The 17687-nt window shown below is 64.9% G+C and carries 16 protein-coding genes; 3 read left to right on the forward strand and 13 right to left on the reverse strand.

All coding sequences use genetic code 11. From position 1 onward, the window contains the following. Position 1 precedes the first annotated feature (1 nt). The 8 genes from BLT92_RS03615 to BLT92_RS03650 form a co-directional block, all read right to left on the reverse strand. Positions 2–502, reverse strand: a complete 501-nt coding sequence (locus BLT92_RS03615) for a PH domain-containing protein (protein WP_092103266.1) — start codon at positions 500–502, stop codon at positions 2–4. Continuing rightward, a complete protein-coding gene (locus BLT92_RS03620; protein WP_092103268.1) occupies positions 499–960 on the reverse strand; it encodes a DUF3180 domain-containing protein in 462 nt (153 codons plus the stop codon). Before BLT92_RS03620 ends, BLT92_RS03615 begins: the two co-directional genes overlap by 4 nt. 28 nt (positions 961–988) lie before the next feature. Beyond that, positions 989–1909: a 2-amino-4-hydroxy-6-hydroxymethyldihydropteridine diphosphokinase gene (folK, locus tag BLT92_RS03625; RefSeq protein ID WP_092103270.1), complete on the reverse strand. Its 921-nt coding sequence runs from the start codon at positions 1907–1909 to the stop codon at positions 989–991. Continuing rightward, positions 1906–2766: a dihydropteroate synthase gene (folP, locus tag BLT92_RS03630; RefSeq protein WP_092103272.1), complete on the reverse strand. Its 861-nt coding sequence runs from the start codon at positions 2764–2766 to the stop codon at positions 1906–1908. The genes folK and folP overlap by 4 nt, the downstream gene beginning before the upstream one ends. Positions 2767–2768: 2 nt before the next feature. After that, on the reverse strand, positions 2769–3392 hold the full coding sequence (gene folE / locus BLT92_RS03635; protein WP_092103273.1) for a GTP cyclohydrolase I FolE: 624 nt from the start codon (positions 3390–3392) through the stop codon (positions 2769–2771). Further along, positions 3392–5527 carry an ATP-dependent zinc metalloprotease FtsH gene (gene ftsH, locus BLT92_RS03640; protein ID WP_092103275.1) on the reverse strand — a complete coding sequence of 712 codons (2136 nt, stop codon included), beginning with the start codon at positions 5525–5527 and terminating at the stop codon, positions 3392–3394. Before ftsH ends, folE begins: the two co-directional genes overlap by 1 nt. A gap of 168 nt (positions 5528–5695) precedes the next feature. Further along, positions 5696–6247 carry a hypoxanthine phosphoribosyltransferase gene (hpt, locus tag BLT92_RS03645; RefSeq protein WP_092103277.1) on the reverse strand — a complete coding sequence of 184 codons (552 nt, stop codon included), beginning with the start codon at positions 6245–6247 and terminating at the stop codon, positions 5696–5698. 47 nt (positions 6248–6294) lie between these two features. Continuing rightward, a complete protein-coding gene (locus BLT92_RS03650; protein ID WP_231938999.1) occupies positions 6295–7578 on the reverse strand; it encodes an MFS transporter in 1284 nt (427 codons plus the stop codon). A 120-nt stretch (positions 7579–7698) separates the two neighbouring features. Between BLT92_RS03650 and BLT92_RS03655 the strand changes: the two genes are divergently transcribed. Then, positions 7699–9036: an amidohydrolase family protein gene (locus tag BLT92_RS03655; RefSeq protein ID WP_231939000.1), complete on the forward strand. Its 1338-nt coding sequence runs from the start codon at positions 7699–7701 to the stop codon at positions 9034–9036. On the opposite strand, the gene tilS is transcribed toward BLT92_RS03655, so the two are convergent. The 3 genes from tilS to dacB are packed head-to-tail and all read right to left on the reverse strand — an operon-like array spanning position 8962 to position 12450. Then, positions 8962–9987, reverse strand: a complete 1026-nt coding sequence (gene tilS / locus BLT92_RS03660) for a tRNA lysidine(34) synthetase TilS (protein WP_092103278.1) — start codon at positions 9985–9987, stop codon at positions 8962–8964. The genes BLT92_RS03655 and tilS overlap by 75 nt on opposite strands. Beyond that, the gene (locus tag BLT92_RS03665) at positions 9974–10990 is read right to left on the reverse strand and encodes a zinc-dependent metalloprotease (RefSeq protein WP_092108737.1); all 1017 of its coding nucleotides are present in this window, start codon (positions 10988–10990) and stop codon (positions 9974–9976) included. Before BLT92_RS03665 ends, tilS begins: the two co-directional genes overlap by 14 nt. Beyond that, positions 10987–12450: a D-alanyl-D-alanine carboxypeptidase/D-alanyl-D-alanine endopeptidase gene (gene dacB / locus BLT92_RS03670; protein WP_092103280.1), complete on the reverse strand. Its 1464-nt coding sequence runs from the start codon at positions 12448–12450 to the stop codon at positions 10987–10989. Before dacB ends, BLT92_RS03665 begins: the two co-directional genes overlap by 4 nt. Positions 12451–12562: 112 nt before the next feature. On the opposite strand from dacB, the gene BLT92_RS03675 reads away from it, so the two are divergent. Both BLT92_RS03675 and BLT92_RS03680 read left to right on the forward strand, forming a co-directional pair. Next, complete coding sequence (locus BLT92_RS03675; protein WP_092103282.1) at positions 12563–13048, forward strand: inorganic diphosphatase; 486 nt, start codon at positions 12563–12565, stop codon at positions 13046–13048. Between the two features lie 166 nt (positions 13049–13214). Further along, a complete protein-coding gene (locus BLT92_RS03680) occupies positions 13215–13859 on the forward strand; it encodes a VOC family protein (protein WP_092103284.1) in 645 nt (214 codons plus the stop codon). A gap of 385 nt (positions 13860–14244) precedes the next feature. On the opposite strand, the gene BLT92_RS03685 is transcribed toward BLT92_RS03680, so the two are convergent. Both BLT92_RS03685 and BLT92_RS03690 read right to left on the reverse strand, forming a co-directional pair. Further along, on the reverse strand, positions 14245–16770 hold the full coding sequence (locus BLT92_RS03685) for a PhoX family protein (protein WP_092103286.1): 2526 nt from the start codon (positions 16768–16770) through the stop codon (positions 14245–14247). 130 nt (positions 16771–16900) lie between these two features. Further along, the gene (locus BLT92_RS03690; RefSeq protein ID WP_092108739.1) at positions 16901–17662 is read right to left on the reverse strand and encodes a CPBP family intramembrane glutamic endopeptidase; all 762 of its coding nucleotides are present in this window, start codon (positions 17660–17662) and stop codon (positions 16901–16903) included. Positions 17663–17687: the final 25 nt, after the last annotated feature.

A 17687-nucleotide genomic window follows, 5' to 3' on the forward strand; every position in this document is an offset into this window, starting at 1 on the left:
CTCACAGTCCTGCCAGATTGGCCTGGCCCAGTCCGGCGAGGCTGTCACGCAGACGATCGGCCTCGGCGCGGGGCAGGCCCGGAATGGTGGCGTCGGTGGCCGCGGAGGCGGTGTGGAGTTTGACTGAGGCCAAGCCGAACATGCGGTCGATGGGGCCGGCGTCGACGTCCACGAACTGCAAACGCCCATAGGGAACCACCGTCGCCTTGTGGAACATGATTCCACGCCGGATGAGGAGGTCGTCCTCCCTCTCCGCATAGCCGATGGCCTTGGCCTGACGGATGATGATGACGATGAGGAAGACGGTGAACGCCAGGAGGACGACCCAGATGGCGTGCAGCCATGGCACCTCGGAGGTGAAGATGATCGCGAAGACGAGGGCCACGATGATCATCGGGGCGAGGATCGTCAGAGACGCGATCGTCTCCTTGCGGCCGTATTTGGGACTGACCCTGTTGAAGTCGGCATCGATTCCGGTCAGATAGTTGAATTCGCGGGTCATGCTGCTTCGGCTCCTGGTGGGTCTTGAGGGGGAAGTTCGCAGAATCCTTCGACGATCAGGCCGACGATCATCAACGCTGCGGCTGCGATCATAGCGAAAAGCATACCTGCCGCCAAGTCATTGCGGATGCCCGGTGCAGACAGGAAATAGTACGCGGCGTTGCCCAGGTACCAGCCGGTCAGTCCGGCCCCGGTCAGGGCGCTGGCCTTGGCCATGACTGCCACGCGCGCGGCTTGGAGGGGATCGATCTCCTTCGTCCGGTCACCGTCGTTCCATTTTTTGATCGGCCACCCCAGGACGAGCAGAACCGCCGCGAGGAGGAGCATTCCGATGATGGCGAACCACGGCAGGCCCGGCAGCGAGAAGCCCTGGCTCTCCAGCAGCACATCAACGACGGGCGCGAGGACGACACCGATGACGGCCCAGATGACGAGAATACCCGACGATGTTCGCTGCATAGCTCCCAGTCTCTCAAACCCAGGGCACTTATGGTGCCGGGATTCGCGTGATTTCCTGGTCTCCCAGCTCGGCGAGGACCGTGGTGATTGATCGGCGACCCTGGGGAGTGTCGACTTCCGTGTCGCCGACGAGCTCGGCCCAGGGTGCGAGCACGAACGCACGCTCATGTGCCCGCGGATGGGGCAGGGTCAGGGTCTCGGTGTTGAAGAAGAGTTCACCTCCGCCGGTTGAGAAGCGGATCAGATCGATGTCGAGTGTGCGCGGCCCCCAGCGAAGTTCCCGTGTCCGTCCGCAGGCGACTTCGATTCCCTGCCCGACGGCGAGCAGCTCCCCGGCCGCCAGGCTGGTGCTCACGATCAGTCCCAGGTTGAGGAAGTCGTTCTGTTCGACTCCGCCCCAGGGCGCGGTGCGATACACCGAGGATCGCCTGTCCACCGTGATTCTGGGGTGTCGGTTGAGAGCGGCGACAGCTTGGTCGAGCGTGTCCGCCGCGTCGCCGAGGTTGGCCCCGAGGCTGAGGTATGCCTCGTTCTCGGCAGGCTTCGCATCGACGGTGTCGGCACCGGGTGTGCCGTTGCTCGCCGCGCGGGAGCGGACGACGGTGACGCTGACGTCACTGAAGCTGCGCTGGATCGGTGCACCGGGTTTGTGGACGACGACCTCGACGTGCTCGGCCAGGTCCAGACAGTGCTCGGCGATCCGGGAGGCCAGGGTTTCGATGAGGTCGAAGGTATTGTCTTCGACGATGTGAGCGACCTCGTCGGCGAGGTCACCGTAGTGGACGGTGTCGGCGATGTCGTCCGAGGCCGCGGCCCGGGACACCGAGACGTGCAGGGTGACGTCGATGACGAAGTCCTGGCCCTCGCGCTTTTCGAAGTCGAAGACCCCGTGGTTGCCGCGCACCGTCAGCCCGCGCAGTTCGATCCGGTCCGGGTGGTCTCCGGTCATGCCTGCCCCTCGGGTTCCGGAGCTTCTGCCTGAGTGTCATGAGTCGCCACGGCGGCGATGACCTTGGCCGCGATCGCCGAGGTGGTGGGTTCGTGGACGCGCACCGCCCACGCCCCGGCCTTCGCCGACAGGGCCGAGATCGCTGCCGTGGCCTGATCCTTTGCAGACTCCTCGGCGAGTTTCGGATCCTCTGGTGAGAGCAGGGTGGAGATGAATCGTTTGCGGCTGGCTGCGACGAGGAGACGGTGATCCAGGTTCGCGAATTCGTCGAGGGCCGCGAGGATCTGCCAGTTGTGTTCGGCATTCTTCGAAAAGCCCAGCCCCGGGTCGAGGATGATGTTGCCCGGTTCGACACCGACGGCGATGGCTTCGTCGATTCTCGTCTTCAGCTCGGCGATCACCTCGGCGACGACATCGTCGTAGTGGAAGGACGCCGACGCGCGATCGAGGTAGCCGCGCCAGTGCATCAGCACGACCGGGGCCGCCATCTCCGACGCGACGGTCAGCATCGTCGGATCCGACAGCCCGGCGGAGACGTCGTTGATGATGTGGGCGCCGACATCCAGTGATGCCACGGCGACCTTGGCTCGCATGGTGTCGACGCTGATGACGGCGCCTGCAGCGGCCAGCTCTCGGATGACCGGAACGACGCGGCGCAGCTCCTCCGCCTCGTCGACCCTGACCGATCCGGGGCGAGTGGACTCCCCTCCGACATCGATGATGTCCGCGCCCGCGGCCAGCAGTTCCAGGCCGTGGGCGATCGCGGCGTCGTGGTCGAAGTAACGACCGCCGTCGGAAAAGGAGTCGGGCGTGACGTTGAGCACGCCCATGATCTTCGTGCGTTCCGGTGTGGGCATCTCTACCTCCGGAGGATCAGACTCATGGCTTCTGCTCGGGATGCCGTCTCGCGCAGCTGCCCGCGCACCGCCGAGGTGATGGTCGAAGCGCCCGGCTTGCGGACTCCTCGCATGGTCATGCACAGATGTTCTGCCTCGACGACGACGATCACGCCCTGGGGTTCGAGGTGATCGACGAGGGCATCGGCGATCTGGGTCGTCAGACGTTCCTGGACCTGGGGCCGGCGAGCATAGATCTCGACGAGGCGGGCCAGCTTGGACAGTCCCGTGACCTTGCCGTTCTTGCTGGGAATGTAGCCGATGTGGGCGACTCCGTGGAATGGCACCAGGTGGTGTTCGCACATCGAGTACAGGTCGATGTCGCGGACGAGGACCATCTCCTCGTGGCTGATGTCGAAGGTCATGCCCAGGACGTCTGCCGGATCGCGGTGGAGACCTGCGAAGACCTCCTCATAGGCACGCGCAACCCGGGCGGGGGTCTCGAGCAGCCCCTCCCGATCAGGATCTTCACCGACGGCGATGAGGATCTCACGCACGGCGGCGGCGATCCTGGGCTGATCGACCTTGTTGCCGGTGCCGGCAGGTGCCTCGCCGAGGACCTCCGTGACCTCTTCGAGCTCAGACATCAGTAGCCGCTCTCCCTGCCGCCGTCGGAATCGTTCGAATCACCTGGATGCCTGGGTCCGGAGGGGCCGGTCGGATCGTTGGGGTTGATCGGCCCGGTCGGGTTGTGCGGAACATGGGGTCCGTTGGCACCCGTCGTTCCGGCGCCCGGGACGTCGGTGGTGTCGACCTCAGAATTGCCGTTTCCGTTGCGGTCCGCGCTCAGTGGTGTGGGCGGATCGATCGGACCGCGTTCGGAGACCGGACGTTCGTCGTTGGCCAGCCACACATCACGTGTGGGGCGCTTGACGATGGGGGTGAAGATCGCTTCCAGTGCCGCCTGGTCGAGGGTTTCGCGCTCGAGCAGCTGGTAGGCGAGGTCATCGAGGACATCGCGATTGTGCGTCAGCGCCCAGTAGGCGTCAGCATGGGCGGCGTCGATGATGCCGCGGACCTCACGGTCGATCGAGGACAGGGTCGAATCCCCGTACTCGTCTCCCCCGCCGTAGCCGCGGCCGGCGAAGGGTTCACCCTGGTCATCGCCGATCTTGACCATGCCCAGCTTGTCGCTCATGCCGTACTGGGTGACCATCTTCCGGGCGATGTTCGTTGCCTTTTCGATGTCGCTGCTGGCACCCGTGGTGGGATCGTGGAACACGACTTCCTCGGCCACGCGGCCACCCATGGCGTATGCCAGCTGGTCCAACAGTTCGTTGCGGGTGGTGGAGTACTTGTCCTCGCTGGGCAGGACCATAGTGTAGCCCAGGGCCCGACCGCGGGGCAGAATGGTGACCTTGGTGACCGGGTCGGTCTGGTTCATCGCCGCGGCGACGAGGGCGTGCCCGCCCTCGTGGTAGGCGGTGATGAGTCGTTCCTTGTCGTTCATCAGGCGGGTCCGCTTCTGCGGTCCCGCAATGACACGGTCGATCGCCTCGTCAAGGATGCGGTTGTCGATGACATTCGAGCTCTCACGCGCGGTCAGCAGGGCCGCCTCATTGAGGACGTTGGCCAGGTCGGCGCCGGAGAATCCGGGGGTGCGCTTAGCGATCTGAGCGAGATCGACGTCAGCGGCCAGCGGCTTGCCCTCGGCGTGGACCTCGAGGATGTGCTGACGACCCTTCATGTCCGGGGAATCGACCGGGATCTGACGGTCGAAGCGGCCCGGGCGCAGAAGTGCCGGGTCGAGCACGTCGGGACGGTTCGTCGCGGCGATGAGGATGACGTTGGTCTTGATGTCGAAGCCGTCCATCTCGACGAGCAGCTGATTGAGCGTCTGCTCGCGCTCATCGTGGCCGCCGCCCATGCCGGCGCCGCGCTGGCGACCGACGGCGTCGATCTCATCGATGAAGATGATGCAGGGTTCGTTCGCCTTGGCCTGCTCGAACAGGTCGCGCACACGGGAGGCACCCACACCGACGTACATCTCGACGAAGTCCGAGCCGGAGATCGAGTAGAAGGGGACGCCGGCCTCACCGGCCACGGCCTTGGCCAGCAGGGTCTTGCCCGTACCGGGCTGACCGTAGAGGAGGACGCCCTTGGGGATCTTGGCGCCCACGGCCTTGAACTTCTCGGGTTCTGCCAGGAATTCCTTGATCTCCTCGAGCTCTTCGAGGGCCTCGTCGACACCGGCGACGTCCTTGAATGTGACGTCCGGGTCCTCCTTGTTGACCAGTTTCGCCTTCGATTTGCCGAAGTTCATCATCTTGCCGCCCGACATCTGCGAGATGAGGAACCAGAAGACGACGAAGATGATGACGAAGGGAATCAGGGTCCCCAGCAGGGACATGAGCCAACTCTGCTTAGGCACCTCGTCGGTGAATCCCTTGCTGGGCTCGGCCGAGTCCACGGCCTTGACGATCTGGTCTCCGCGCTGCTCCACGTAGAAGAACTGGACCTTGTTGCCGAAGTCCTTGTCCTCGACCTTGAAGTCTTCCTTCAGAGTCAGGTCGACGCGCTGATCCTTGTCGACGATCTTGGCCTGTTCGACCTTGTCGTTCTTGAGCAGCTGCAGACCTTGCTGGGTGTCAATCTGGCTGAACCCGGATTGGCTGAACAGCAGAGCACCGACCGACACTACGAGGAGTGCCAGCACGATCCAGATCAAGGGGCCTTTCGTCGCCTTGTTGAGCAGTGGGCGACGCTTATTCGACTCGGCCATAAGTCCTCTCAGGAAAAAGATGTGGGGCAACCTGTTCAGGCTACCGAGGCTGCCTGGGAACATCCCCCACAGCCTAGTACCTCGCACCGACAAAGCCCGAATGCACCCCGATTTGTTCCCGGGTGCAACGGGCTCTCAGCCAATGCACGGAGCGCTCATGCACAAGTCTCAGCTGTAGACGTGCTGAGCCAGGGTGGCGACGAACGGCACATTGCGGTACTTCTCCGCATAGTCGAGTCCATACCCGATGACGAATTCGTTCGGGACGTCGAAGCCGATGTATTTGACGTCGATGTCGACCTTGACCGCCTCGGGCTTGCGCAGCATCGTGCAGATCTCCACGGTCGCCGCGCCACGCGAGCGCAGGTTCTGGACCAGCCAGGACAGGGTCAGACCCGAGTCGATGATGTCTTCGACGATGAGGACATGACGGTCGGAGAGGTCCGTGTCGAGGTCCTTGAGAATGCGTACGACACCGGAGGATTTGGTGCCTGAGCCGTAGGAGGACACGGCCATCCAGTCCATGGTGACGGGCGAATGGATCGCGCGAGCCAGATCCGCCATGACCATGACCGCGCCCTTGAGGACGCCGACGAGGAGGATGTCCTTGCCCTTGTAGTCTTCATCGATGGCGGCTGCCAGTTCAACGAGTCGTGCGGCTATCTGTTCTTCCGAGACAAGTACCTTTTCGATGTCATTGCCGAGATCGTTGATGTCCACTGGGGTCGTTTCTCCTCGCTTGGGGTGGGGTGTGTCTCCATTATGATTCACTTCTGCCCTGCCGTGCCACCGCGGGTGCCTGCCGTGCCACCGCGCGTGCCTGTTGAAGTCAGCTCCTCGTCGACCGTGCCCGGAGCAGCGGCGAGGTAGCCGGTCACGCCCATGAGCGCCGCCACGCCGACCATGAACCCCAGCGGCACCGACCAACCACCGCTCATCCCCAGGAGCCCGCCGACGGCCAGAGGACCGATCGCGGCGAGCACATAACCGCTGGACTGCACGAACGCCGAGGTTCGGGCGGTGATCGACACATCCTGCGTACGGCCAGTGATGAGGGCGAGCGCAGCGGGGAAGGCGAAGCCGCCGTAGGCCAGGAGGATCGCCCACAGCACGGGTGCGGTGGTGGGGATGAGGAGCAGTCCGAGGTAGCCGCCGACGGCACTGATGGAGAAGCTGACGAGGAAGAAGCGCGGCAGGATGCTGCGCATGATGATCTGCGGGGCGAGGAATCCACCGGGGATCCCGCCGAGGGTGACGACCGTGAGCATGAGACCGGCGAGCACCGGATCGAGTCCGGCATCACGGTAGATCTGCGGCAGCCACCCGAACTGGACATAGGCGTTGACCGACTGCAGACCGAAGAACATCGCCATGTATCTGGCCTTGGCCGAGGTGAAGATATGCCGCCGAGGTGGGGCCGCCTCGTGCGTGTCCTGCTCGGGTCGATCCAGATCGGGCACGGACCTGGCGAGTTTGAGGATGATCCAGGTGATCAGCGCGCAGGCAGGCACGAGCGCCCAGATGCCGAGCCCCACGCGCCAGTTGTCGAAGTGACCAGTGATCGGGGCAGTGAGAAAGGCGGGGAACATCGCGCCCAGCCCCAGGGAGACGGTGAAGGCGGTGGCACCGAGGTTGGCCCGGTCGGGAAAACGCGTCTTCACGTACACCGGCAGAATGACGTTGCCGATCGACATTCCGGCCAGTGCGATCACTGTCAGCCCGGCGAAGCTGACCCAGCTGTCGACGAGCGCCCGGGCCCCCACACCCACGGTGATGAGCACGCAGGTCATCACCAGCGAGCCGAAGAGTCCGACCTTCTTCAGCACGGGAACGGCAATGAATCCGCAGATCGCGAAGATCAGCCCGGGAAGGGCAGTGAGCAGGCCCGTCTGCCAATCGGCCAGGGAGTAGGCGCCCTGGACTTCGGAGAGGACGGGGCCCAGCGAGGATGCGGCCGGTCGCAGGGAGCAGGCGATGAGGATGAGGCACGCAAGTGCCAGCACGTCGAGTCCCCGGCCCGTACGATGGCCATGTTCGGGCTGAGAGGTCATTGCCTCATCCTTTCAGACGATCTTCTCGCTCGATCCTCGGGTCCGCAGCCGAGCCGGATCGGGCAAGGCCACGGTATACCATTCAAAGACCATGTGCCCCGCCAATATCGAAGGACGATGATGACCACTCTGAGAAATGTGCGACTGTTTCCCCGCACCGCCGATGCCGAGGCCGTCGATGTCGAGATCGATAACGGGCGCTTCGCCTCATTCAGAGCGGCCGAGAACCCCACCCGAGATGTCACTGACGGGGTCGACGACATCGACGGTGCCGGCCGGGCACTGCTGCCCAGCCTCGGCGACGTCCATGCCCACCTCGATTCGAATCGCCTGGGCCAGACCTTCCGTCCCCACACAGCCGATGGGACGCTGCACGGCTTCATCATGAATGATCGCGAGAACTGGCGCGGCGGCGAACGCAGCGTCCGCGACCAGGCGAACTATGCCATCGCTGAGATCATCGCCTCCGGCGGCACCCGCATCCGCTCGCACACCCAGATCGACGCCGACTGCACTCTCGAGCGCTTCGTCGGCGTCCGGGACGCGCTGGCCGATCACGCCGGTGTCCTCGACTCCCAGATCGTCGCCTTCCCACAGGCCGGGATCGTGGCCGAGAAGGGTGTGCGAGATCTCCTCGACGCGGCCTTGAGCGAGGGTGCCGATCTGGTCGGCGGGCTCGACCCGCTGCTCTATGACAGGGATCCGGTGGCTCATCTCGATGTCGTCTTCGGACTTGCGGAGAAGCACGGCAAGGGCGTCGACATCCATCTGCATGAGCGCGGCAGCGCGGGGGTGTTCACGGTTGAGGAGATCGCTCGCCGCACGAGGACGCTCGGTCTTCAGGGGCAGGTGACGATCTCCCATGCCTTCGCCCTGAGCTCGAATCCCGATTCGGAGGTCGAACGGATCGTCGAGCTCCTCACTGAGGCAGGCATCTCCCTGACGACCGTGGCGCCGCAGAACGGTGTCCTGCCACAGCGCAGTCTGCGTGAGCATCGGGTCGCATTAGGTCTCGGCGAGGACGGGCAGCGCGACTACTGGAGCCCCTACGGGGACGGTGACCTGCTGCGCCGGACCTGGCAGCTGGCGTTCACCAATGGCCACCGCCGGGATGAGGACATCGAGGCCTGCCTCGACATCGCCTCCCGCGGTGGGGCGCAGGTCATGGCCGGTGCCCGCCCCCAGGGAACTGCGCTGGTCGATGATGCCGTCTTCGGCCTGGCTACTGGCGCACCGGCGGACTTCATGCTGCTCGAGGCCGATACGGTCACCTCGGCGATCATGGACTGTCCTGCCGATCGTGACGTCTACAAGGGCGGACACCTGGTGGCCACAGGCGGCCGACTCGTCGACGGCGAACGCGGAGGCCAAGACCCGCTGACGTCAGCGGGTCTTGGCCTCGCGTCGGAAACGCAGGAGCTGCCCGGTGATGATGACTTCGGTGTCCCCGGGCAGTGATAGACGGTGGTGCGTGTGCCCCGGTGCCCGTGATTCCCGAATCACTGCGAGCAGTTCGCTGATGCGGGCGGCGCCGAAGCTCTGGGCGGGCACATGCAGGGAGATCAGCCACTCGCGGATGACACGAGAGAGAATCGCATTCCCCAGGCCGGCCAGATCGGCCAGAGGCACCTCGTCTCGTCCCCGCACCGCTGCGGCGTGGGTCTCGGCGAGTTCATCGAGGCAGTCGGCATCGGAGCGGCACAGTTCGGCCGTGCGGGCCAGGTTCGCGGTGACCGGCTGACCCAGATCGGTCTCCAGGGACGCCAGGAGGCCGCGGGCACGCACCCGAGCGAAGGTGTCGTCGGCGTTCATCGGGTCGTGCCAGACCTCGATGTTCTGAGCCCGGCACGAGGCTTCGTTGGTCGCCCGTTCGATGCCGAGCAGGGGGCGCACCACCTCGCCGGTGCGCAGAGCCATTCCGGCCAGGGACCTCGTGCCCGAACCGCGCATCAGCCCCAGCAGCACGGTCTCCGCCTGGTCGCTTCGGGTGTGTGCGGTCAGCACCCAATCGGCAGCGTGCTCGGTCCGCGCGGCCTCGAGCGCGCCGTAACGGGCATCGCGGGCGGCGGCTTCGAGGCCTTCGTCACCGGCATCGACGGTGACGGTGGCGACCTCGGCGGGCAGACCCCAGGATTCGGCGGTGGCCACGACCCGGCGGGCCACCTCGGCGGCCGAGGTCTGCAGGCCATGGTCAACGGTCACGGCATGCGCACGCAGCTCCCCACGTCGGTGCAGGAAGGCGCATGCATGCAGCAGCGCCATCGAGTCCGCTCCCCCGGAGACCGCGACGATGACGCCGGGCCGGGAGACGCCCACCTGGGCCACCGCTTCACGGACTGCGTTGCGGATCGCCCCGCTGGCCGGATCGAGACTCGGACGCCGAGGTGAACCATTCTCAGCCGTGGACACGGTCCAACCACAGACTCGGGGTCGCGATCTCCTCGCTCGTCGGCAGGGTCTCAGGCCTGTCGTAGATGACGGAGAACCCGGTCTGGCCGACTTCCTTGCGGATGGCACGGACGAATGCGGCACCGTCGCGGTATTGGGCGAGTTTGAGGTTCATGCCCAGCAGGTTCGACAGGAATCCGCCCTGCCCGGCGTCGCGGCGGGCTTCGAACCTGCGTCGCAGCTTCCGCACGCTGGGGATGACTTGGATGCCGACCTCGTCCATGACCACGTCGGCGTGTCCTTCGAGCAGGCTGAGGATCGCCGAGGCCTCGTCGAGGGCGCTGCGCATCCCCTCGTCGCGGATGAGGTCGACCATGCTCGCATCGCCTTTGATGATCTGCCCCACGGTGGAGAACACATCGGCAAGTCCCCGGATGCCCGGAGCCTTGAGCGGGGTCGCGACGACCTGAGAGAGCAGGGAACGCATGTGCTCGCGCAGCCAGGGGGCGGTGGCGAACTGGACCTGGTGGGTGGCCTCGTGCAGGGCCACCCACATGCGGAAATCGCGTGGGGACACGTTCATGGCCTCTTCGGCGATGAGGACGGCCGGGGCGACGAACATCAGTCTGCCCGAGGCCACCGCGAAGGGATCGAACTGGCCGAGGACTCGAGTGGACAGCAGCGAGAGCACGCCCGCCAGCTCCACGGCGGCCGCCTTCGCCGAGCCCGGACCGACGGGTGCGGGCAGGGAGTCCACATCGACCATGCCGTTGAGCGATTGGGCGTTGGCCTTGATCCAGCCGAGCTGATCGAGCACGAGCACAGAACCGGCGCCCAGGCGCGTGCGCACCTCGTCGGCGCGGCCGGGGTCGAGCAGGAACGAGTCGAGGACGAGCTCCTGGGCCGTCAGCGCATTGTCCTTCAGCCCCGTGACCAACTCGTCGAGTTCAGCGGTGTCGGGCATGCGCGCGGCGGGGACGAGCTCCCGGGCTGTGCGGGCGGCGAATTTCTCATCGACGATCATCGGCAGCCGCAATTCGCGAGAGCTGCGACGATGTCGTCCACGGTCTTCCTGGCTTCCAATATTCTGTCCTTGTCCACGTCGTCGATCTGCAGGGTGAAGACGAGATAGCGTCCATCGGCGTCGAGCACCCCTCCGGCCAGTGAGGTCACAGTCGACAGGGTTCCCGTCTTCGCGTGCACCGTGCCGGCTGCGTTCTTATCTTTGGTGAATCTGTCCGTGAGTGTGCCGGTCAGCCCGCCCACGGGCAGATAGCTGATGAGGTTGGACAGCGAATCGTCGGCGACGACCGATGCCTGCAGGATGGTCGTCAGGTCGTGCGGGCTGATCTGGTTGTCATATGACAGGCCCGAGGTGTCCTCCAGGTGGGTCTTGCCCAAGTCCACGGAATCGGCCAGGGCCGCCAGCACGGCCTGGGGGCCGGCTTCCAGACTGCCCGGCTCGCCCTGGGCGATGGCGACCTCGTTGCCGAGGACCTCGGCGACGACATTGTCGCTGTGCACGAGTGCGTATTCGACGATCTCGGCGATCGTGGCCGACTCCACGCTCGCCAGTTCACCGGTTTCAGTGTCGGCGTCGACCTTCGCGTCCTCGGCCTTCTGTGCAGGCTTCGGGTCGTCGGTGACCGTGATTCCGGCCGCCTTGAGTTCCTTGGTGAAGACGGCGAAGGCGTCCTTGGCCGGGTGCTCGCTGCGCCCGCGCCAGTCCTTGTCCTTGCTGCCGACGTATCCGGTGTCGATCATCAGCGGCTGGATCGGTGCGATGACGCCCTTGGCGATGTCGGATCGCTCCCATCCCGGGCTGAAGTCCTCGCCCGTGTACCGGGACGTGTCCAAGTCCAGGGCCACCTCGGCGACGTTCTGGCTCTTCAGAGACTCTGCGGTCTCCTGCGCCAGGGTCGTCAGACCGGCGTGGCCGTTGACTGCTCCCGGCTGGGACTCCCCGGCCCCCAGCAGCGAGTCCCCGCCACCGGTCAATGTCACCGTGGACGTCGCCGGATCGAACTCCGTGGTCGTGCGCAGGCGCTCTTCGCCACCGATCGTCAGCAGTGCCGCCGAGGCGGTGAGCACCTTCGTCACGGATGCCGGGGTGCGGGGCTTGGTTTCGTTCTTGGCGTAGAGAACTTCGTCGCTGAGTCCGTCGCGGATCTCGATCCCGAAGCCCTTGACCTTGGATTCGGAGAGGACCTTGTCGACCTTATCGGGGATCGTGGTGGGCACGGGGGCCGAGTCATCCAGCGCCGAGGCGGGTGCCGGCACATCCTGTGCCTGCGCATGGGGTGCGGGGACGGCCTGGACCTCGATCGCGGGGTCCGTGATCAGTATCCCCGGGAGCTCGGGGAAGACGTCATAGGCGTCGACGGCTGCGAGCCCGGCCAGCACCACTGCAAGGCTGCCTGCGGTGATGGACGCGACAGCCTTCTTCGACCGCTTCTGCCTCTTCCGGTCCGGAGTCTGGTTCAAGCGCGGGCCCTCATTCTCATTGCAGTCGTCCTCGCCGTAGCCGTTGTGGTTGTCATTCCTGGGGACTTGTAAGCTCTATTCTAGTGATGCAACCCTAGCTTGAAGGAGCACTATGGAACTCTTGGCCACAATCGAGATCCCGCGCGGATCGCGCAACAAATACGAGGTCGACCACGAGACCGGTCGGGTCAAACTCGACCGCTACCTCTACACCTCGATGCAGTACCCGGCCGACTACGGGTTCTTCGAGGACACTCTGGGCAACGACGGCGATCCGCTGGACGTGCTCGTTCTGCTGCCCGAGCCTCTGTTCCCGGGCGTGCTCATCGATGTGCGCCCCATCGGCATGTTCACGATGGAGGACGAAGCCGGCGGTGACGACAAGGTTCTCGGAGTCACAGCCGGCGATCCTCGGTGGGAGAGCTACCAGGACATCGGTGACGTCGACCAGTTCACCCTCGACTCGATCGAGCACTTCTTCACCCGCTACAAGGATCTTGAGCCCGGCAAATTCGTCAAGGGGTCGAGCTGGGTCGGCCGCGCTGAGGCCGAAGCCGAGATCAACGCTTCGATCGCGCGCTTCAAAGACTCCCACTGATTTCACCCTCTTCTCGACCGCCCGGATGATTTCGTCCGGGCGGTCGCTGCGTTTGCCTCGACCTGCTCGGCCCATCGTGATCTGATCGGGCGGGAGCATTCGACAGAGCCCAGTACTTAGGTGATCCTAATGAGAAGTGTGAGCCAGGTTATGCGATTGTCGAGACATGAAACTCGATCATGTGTCCTTCGCCAGCGAACCAGACGGGTACAAAGCGACTGCCGAGAGAATATCGGAGAAGCTCGGTGTGGTTCCCTACGACGGTGGTGTGCATCCTCGATTCGGTACCAGAAATCTGATCTTCCCTCTCGCGAACGGCCATTACCTCGAAGTCGTCGAAGCCTTGGAGCACCCGGCCGCGCTGTCAACACCCTTCGGCCAGGCGGTCAGGGCTCGATCCGAGCTCGGCGGCGGCTGGATGGGCTGGTGCGTCTCGGTCGATGACCTCGCCGGAGTGGAGACCCGTCTCGAACGCAAAGCCGTCGACGGAAACCGCACCCCGGAATCAGGTCTCGAACTCAAATGGCTGCAGATCGGAGTCAAGGGGCTCATCGCCGACCCCCAGCTTCCGTTCTTCATCAAGTGGTCAGCCGACTCGTCTCAGCACCCCTCGTCATACAAGACCAATGGCGATGTCGCTCTCGACACCCTGCAGATCGCCGGGGATCGTGACCGACTGCGTGACTGGTTGGGGACCCAGGATCCCAAGCCGATCCCGGAGATCCACATCGATTGGTCGGCTCCGCACGGGACCCCCGGCATCATGTCGATCAGCTTCGAGACCGCGAAGAACGGTCTCGTCACCATCTGAGGTTCCGCAGCAGACGCTGCCGGGAGGCCGGCAACGGCGACTCGCGCCGGATAGCTTTGAGGGCAGCACAGCGTTTCGGTGTGCTGCCCTCTGTGCGTTCCTCTGCGGGCGCGAAGCTGCCTGTGCCCTGAGACGCCCGCCGGATCGGACCGCACGTCGTAGCTGTCCGCCCGATTGCCGCGGTCTGTTACAGCCTCGCCGCCGGACTCCCGTCGTCAATCCTGACACTGCGAATTTTCTCTGCCTCAAACTCAACGGTCGGTAACTGGTGGTCGAAAAGTTCGAACTTTTCGACCACCAGTTACCGACCGTTGAGCGCTAAGAGCCTGTTGCGTGCTCGCAGTAGCGGGGAGTCGCGGAACAAGCCTTCGTCGACTCCTACCGCTCACGCCTGCGCAGACTCCTCTGGGAAGTCCTCGGAGCCTTCGGCAGCCTTCTTCTTGCGCATGTGCGCGGCCGTGGCCATGGCACCACCTGCGGCGAGGAGGCCTGCACCTCCGCTAAGCAGCGGCAGCGTGCTGTCGTTGCCTGTGCGCGGGAGGTCACCGCCGCCACCTGAACCGGAACTGCCGGAGCCTGAGCCACCCGAGCCCGAACCGCCATCAGCGCCGGAACCGCCGGAGCCGCCTGAACCGGAGCCGCCGTTCGAACTTGCTTCGCTGGCGCCGGCCGCCCCTGCACCGGCAGCAGCTGCGTCCTTCGCTCCGTCCTGCGAGCCGCTCTTCGACCCCTCGGACGAGCCGTCAGAGCCGTCGGCGCCGGCAGCACCGTCGGCTGCGCCGTCATCGCCGTCGGACGAGCCATCCTCGTTGCCTTCGGCGTCAGCGTCCGCGTCCTTCGGATCCTCTGTCGGAGGTTCGGTGGGCTCCTCACCGCTGCCCTTGATCACCTGCACCACGGTCGGGCGGGGCAGAGCGGCAACGCCCTTTTCGACGTCTGTGGCATCGACGTAGTCGGGGAACAGAGAGTGCTGGTCCGACCACTCGCCGTCCTCACCGGGGTGCTGGACGGCCACGAACGCCGAGGCGTAGGAGTCATGGACGAGCGGTCCGCAGACCTCGCCCTCACGGGGGACGGAGAGGAACTGCTCCACGCGTCCCCGCTGGTCTCCATCGATGGTGACCTTGAACAGACCGTCGCAGTAGCCGATGCCGTCGGGGGCGCCGTCGGTGGAGATCCACAGGTTGCCGGCCGAGTCGAAGGTGACGTTGTCGGGGCAGGAGAGCGGTGAGACCTGGTCTTCGGGGAAGCCGGCGAAGTAGGTCGTGTCGCCCTGTTTCGGGTCACCGCACACCAGCAGCAGTGTCCAGTCGAACTCGGTGCCTGTGTGGTCGCCGCTGCGTTCGGTCAGTTCCACAATGTGTCCGTCGCGGTTCTCGGTGCGCGGGTTCGCCTCGTCGGCTGCGGCCTTGCCGTCCACACCACGATCCGAGTTGTTCGTGCACGCGATGTAGATCTTTCCGTTGACCGGGTTCGGCTCGACGTCCTCACAGCGGTCCATCTTCGTCGGACCGACCTTATCGGCCGCCAGGCGAGTGTTGACCAGCACCTCGTCGATGGCCATTCCCGCAACCTGTGATTCGCCGTCCTTGATCAGCGGCAGCCACTGTCCACTGCCATCGAACTCGCCGTCGGCCGGCACCTCACCGCTGCCGTCGATCTCATTCTTCGGGGAGTTGCCCGTGAACTTCGCGACGAACAGGTCGCCCTCGGTCAGCAGCGTCATGTTGTGGCCCAGGTCGCCTTCGACGTATTTTCCCTTGGACACGAACTTGTAGAGGTAGTCGAACTTCTCGTCATCGCCCATGTACGCGACGGCCTGACCCGAATCGGCGATCGTGATGTTCGCGCCCTCGTGTTTGAAACGTCCCATGTTCGTGTGCTTGAGCGGAGTCGATTCGGGATCCCGGGGATCGACCTCGACGATCCAACCGAAGCGGTTGGCTTCATTCGCGTAGCCGGAGTTGTTCGTGTCGAAGCGTTCGACATCGGCTTCCCAGCCGTTGGCCGAGGCTTCGTTGGTCAGACCGTAGCGTTTGTCGGCCGCCGAGGTGCCCTGCGCTTTGAAGTACGAGTTGAAGTTCTCCTCGCCGGAGACCAGTGTGCCCCACGGGGTCAGACCGCCCGCGCAGTTGCCGAGGGTGCCCTGGGCCTTGTCACCGCCCGGGTAGTCCTTGGTGCGCAGGAGATCGGAGCCCGCCGCGGGTCCGGTGAATGCGTATTCGGTGTCGATGAGGAAGCGACGGTTGTTTGCGCCGTTGACGTCGACCTTCCACGGGGTCTTCTCATTGGTCCTGACGAGTTCCGCGACTGTCAGACCGTGTGCGTCGCGGCTGATGGCGCGCTGAGTGGCCTTGTCCATGCTGTCGGGGTACATGATTGCGTCGTTCGTGTACTCCTGGTTCGCGAACAGGAGGGCGCGGTTGCCGTCTCCGCTGTCGTCGACCTGGATCTGGAGGAAGTCGTTGTTGTACCCGAACTGGCGGCGCTGGGCTTCGACGCTCTGGTTCTCCGGGTCGAATTTCGGTGAATCGGGGAACAGTGCATCGCCCCAGCGCACGACGGGGTGCCAGGAGTAGCCTTCGGGGACGATGAACTCGTCGACCTCGTGCTGGACCGGGTCGATGGCGGTGAAGTCGAGGCTGCCTCCCGTGCCTGCTGCCGCAGCGGCTGCGCTCGTGGTGGGGCTCGGTGCACTCGTGACTGCGATGGCCAGTGCTCCTGCCGCCGATGCCCCCAGCACTGCCCGCCGCGACAGCTGCGCCCCGACGATGTCGCGGAAGTAGCTGTTGGACGAGGTGTTGCAGATCGCCTTCGTGCACGCATTGTCGCATTTGAGCGCGCATGTGACGGGGCTGCGCTTGCCACGGACGTGGCCGGCCATGGGCAGAAGTTCACGTAGGGGTGCCATCGGTTCGGTTGTCTCCTCAGATCGGGTCTGTCGGCCCTGCCTCGCGAAGCGGAGTCGGGCTCACCAGGTCGAGACTTTCAGGGTCAGTTGGACCCAGCACTACCGCTCGATGAACTGCGCATGAACCAGTTCAGCCGATGTCGACGAGGGTGAGGATCCCCGGTGCTAGGAACCCGACGGCATCGATGATGAAGTGTGCCCACACCAGCGGCATCAGCCTGCCTCGGCGCATGAAGTACCACCCGAAGATGATGCCCATGGCGACGTTGCCGACGAATGGTCCGATCCCCTGGTACAGGTGGTAGCTGGCGCGGAAGATTGCCAGGCTGATGATGATCGGCCACATCCCGTACCCCAGCCGCTGGAGGCGTTCGGCCCCGAAGCCGAAGATGATAACTTCTTCGACGATGCCGTTCTTCGCCGCTGCCAGGATCAGCACGGGAATCGTCCACCAATGATCGCCGAGGTTGGCCGGCTGGATCTCGGCAGTGATCCCCAGCGCCCTGCCGCCCGCGTAGACCGCCAATGTGCCGATGCCGATGATGGCGAAGATGAGCGTTCCGCGGCCGAGGTCCTTCCCGCTCTGACCTCTCACGCCCAGCCGTGTGCCCAGTGGCGGGGCGTGGGCATCGCGGGTGAGCAGATAGAGGGCCAGGAGCACGGGCACAAGGGTGAACCCGATATCGAGGATCTGGTAGACGAGGTCGAACCCGGGCCGAGGCGACATCGAGGTGTTGAGCTTCGCCTGTGCTTCGCTGATCGGGCCGCGGCTGGTGATGTCGGCCAGGCGCACGATCGCATAGATCGCGGATTGGCCCAGTGAGAGTGCCGCTACGAGACCGAGCTCGAACCACAGCCGCTTCTTCTCCTGTGGTTCGAGCTCGGTCGTCATGGATCCCACTGTAATGGGCGAGGCG

The organism is Brevibacterium picturae, from assembly GCF_900105045.1.
Taxonomy (GTDB): domain Bacteria; phylum Actinomycetota; class Actinomycetes; order Actinomycetales; family Brevibacteriaceae; genus Brevibacterium; species Brevibacterium picturae.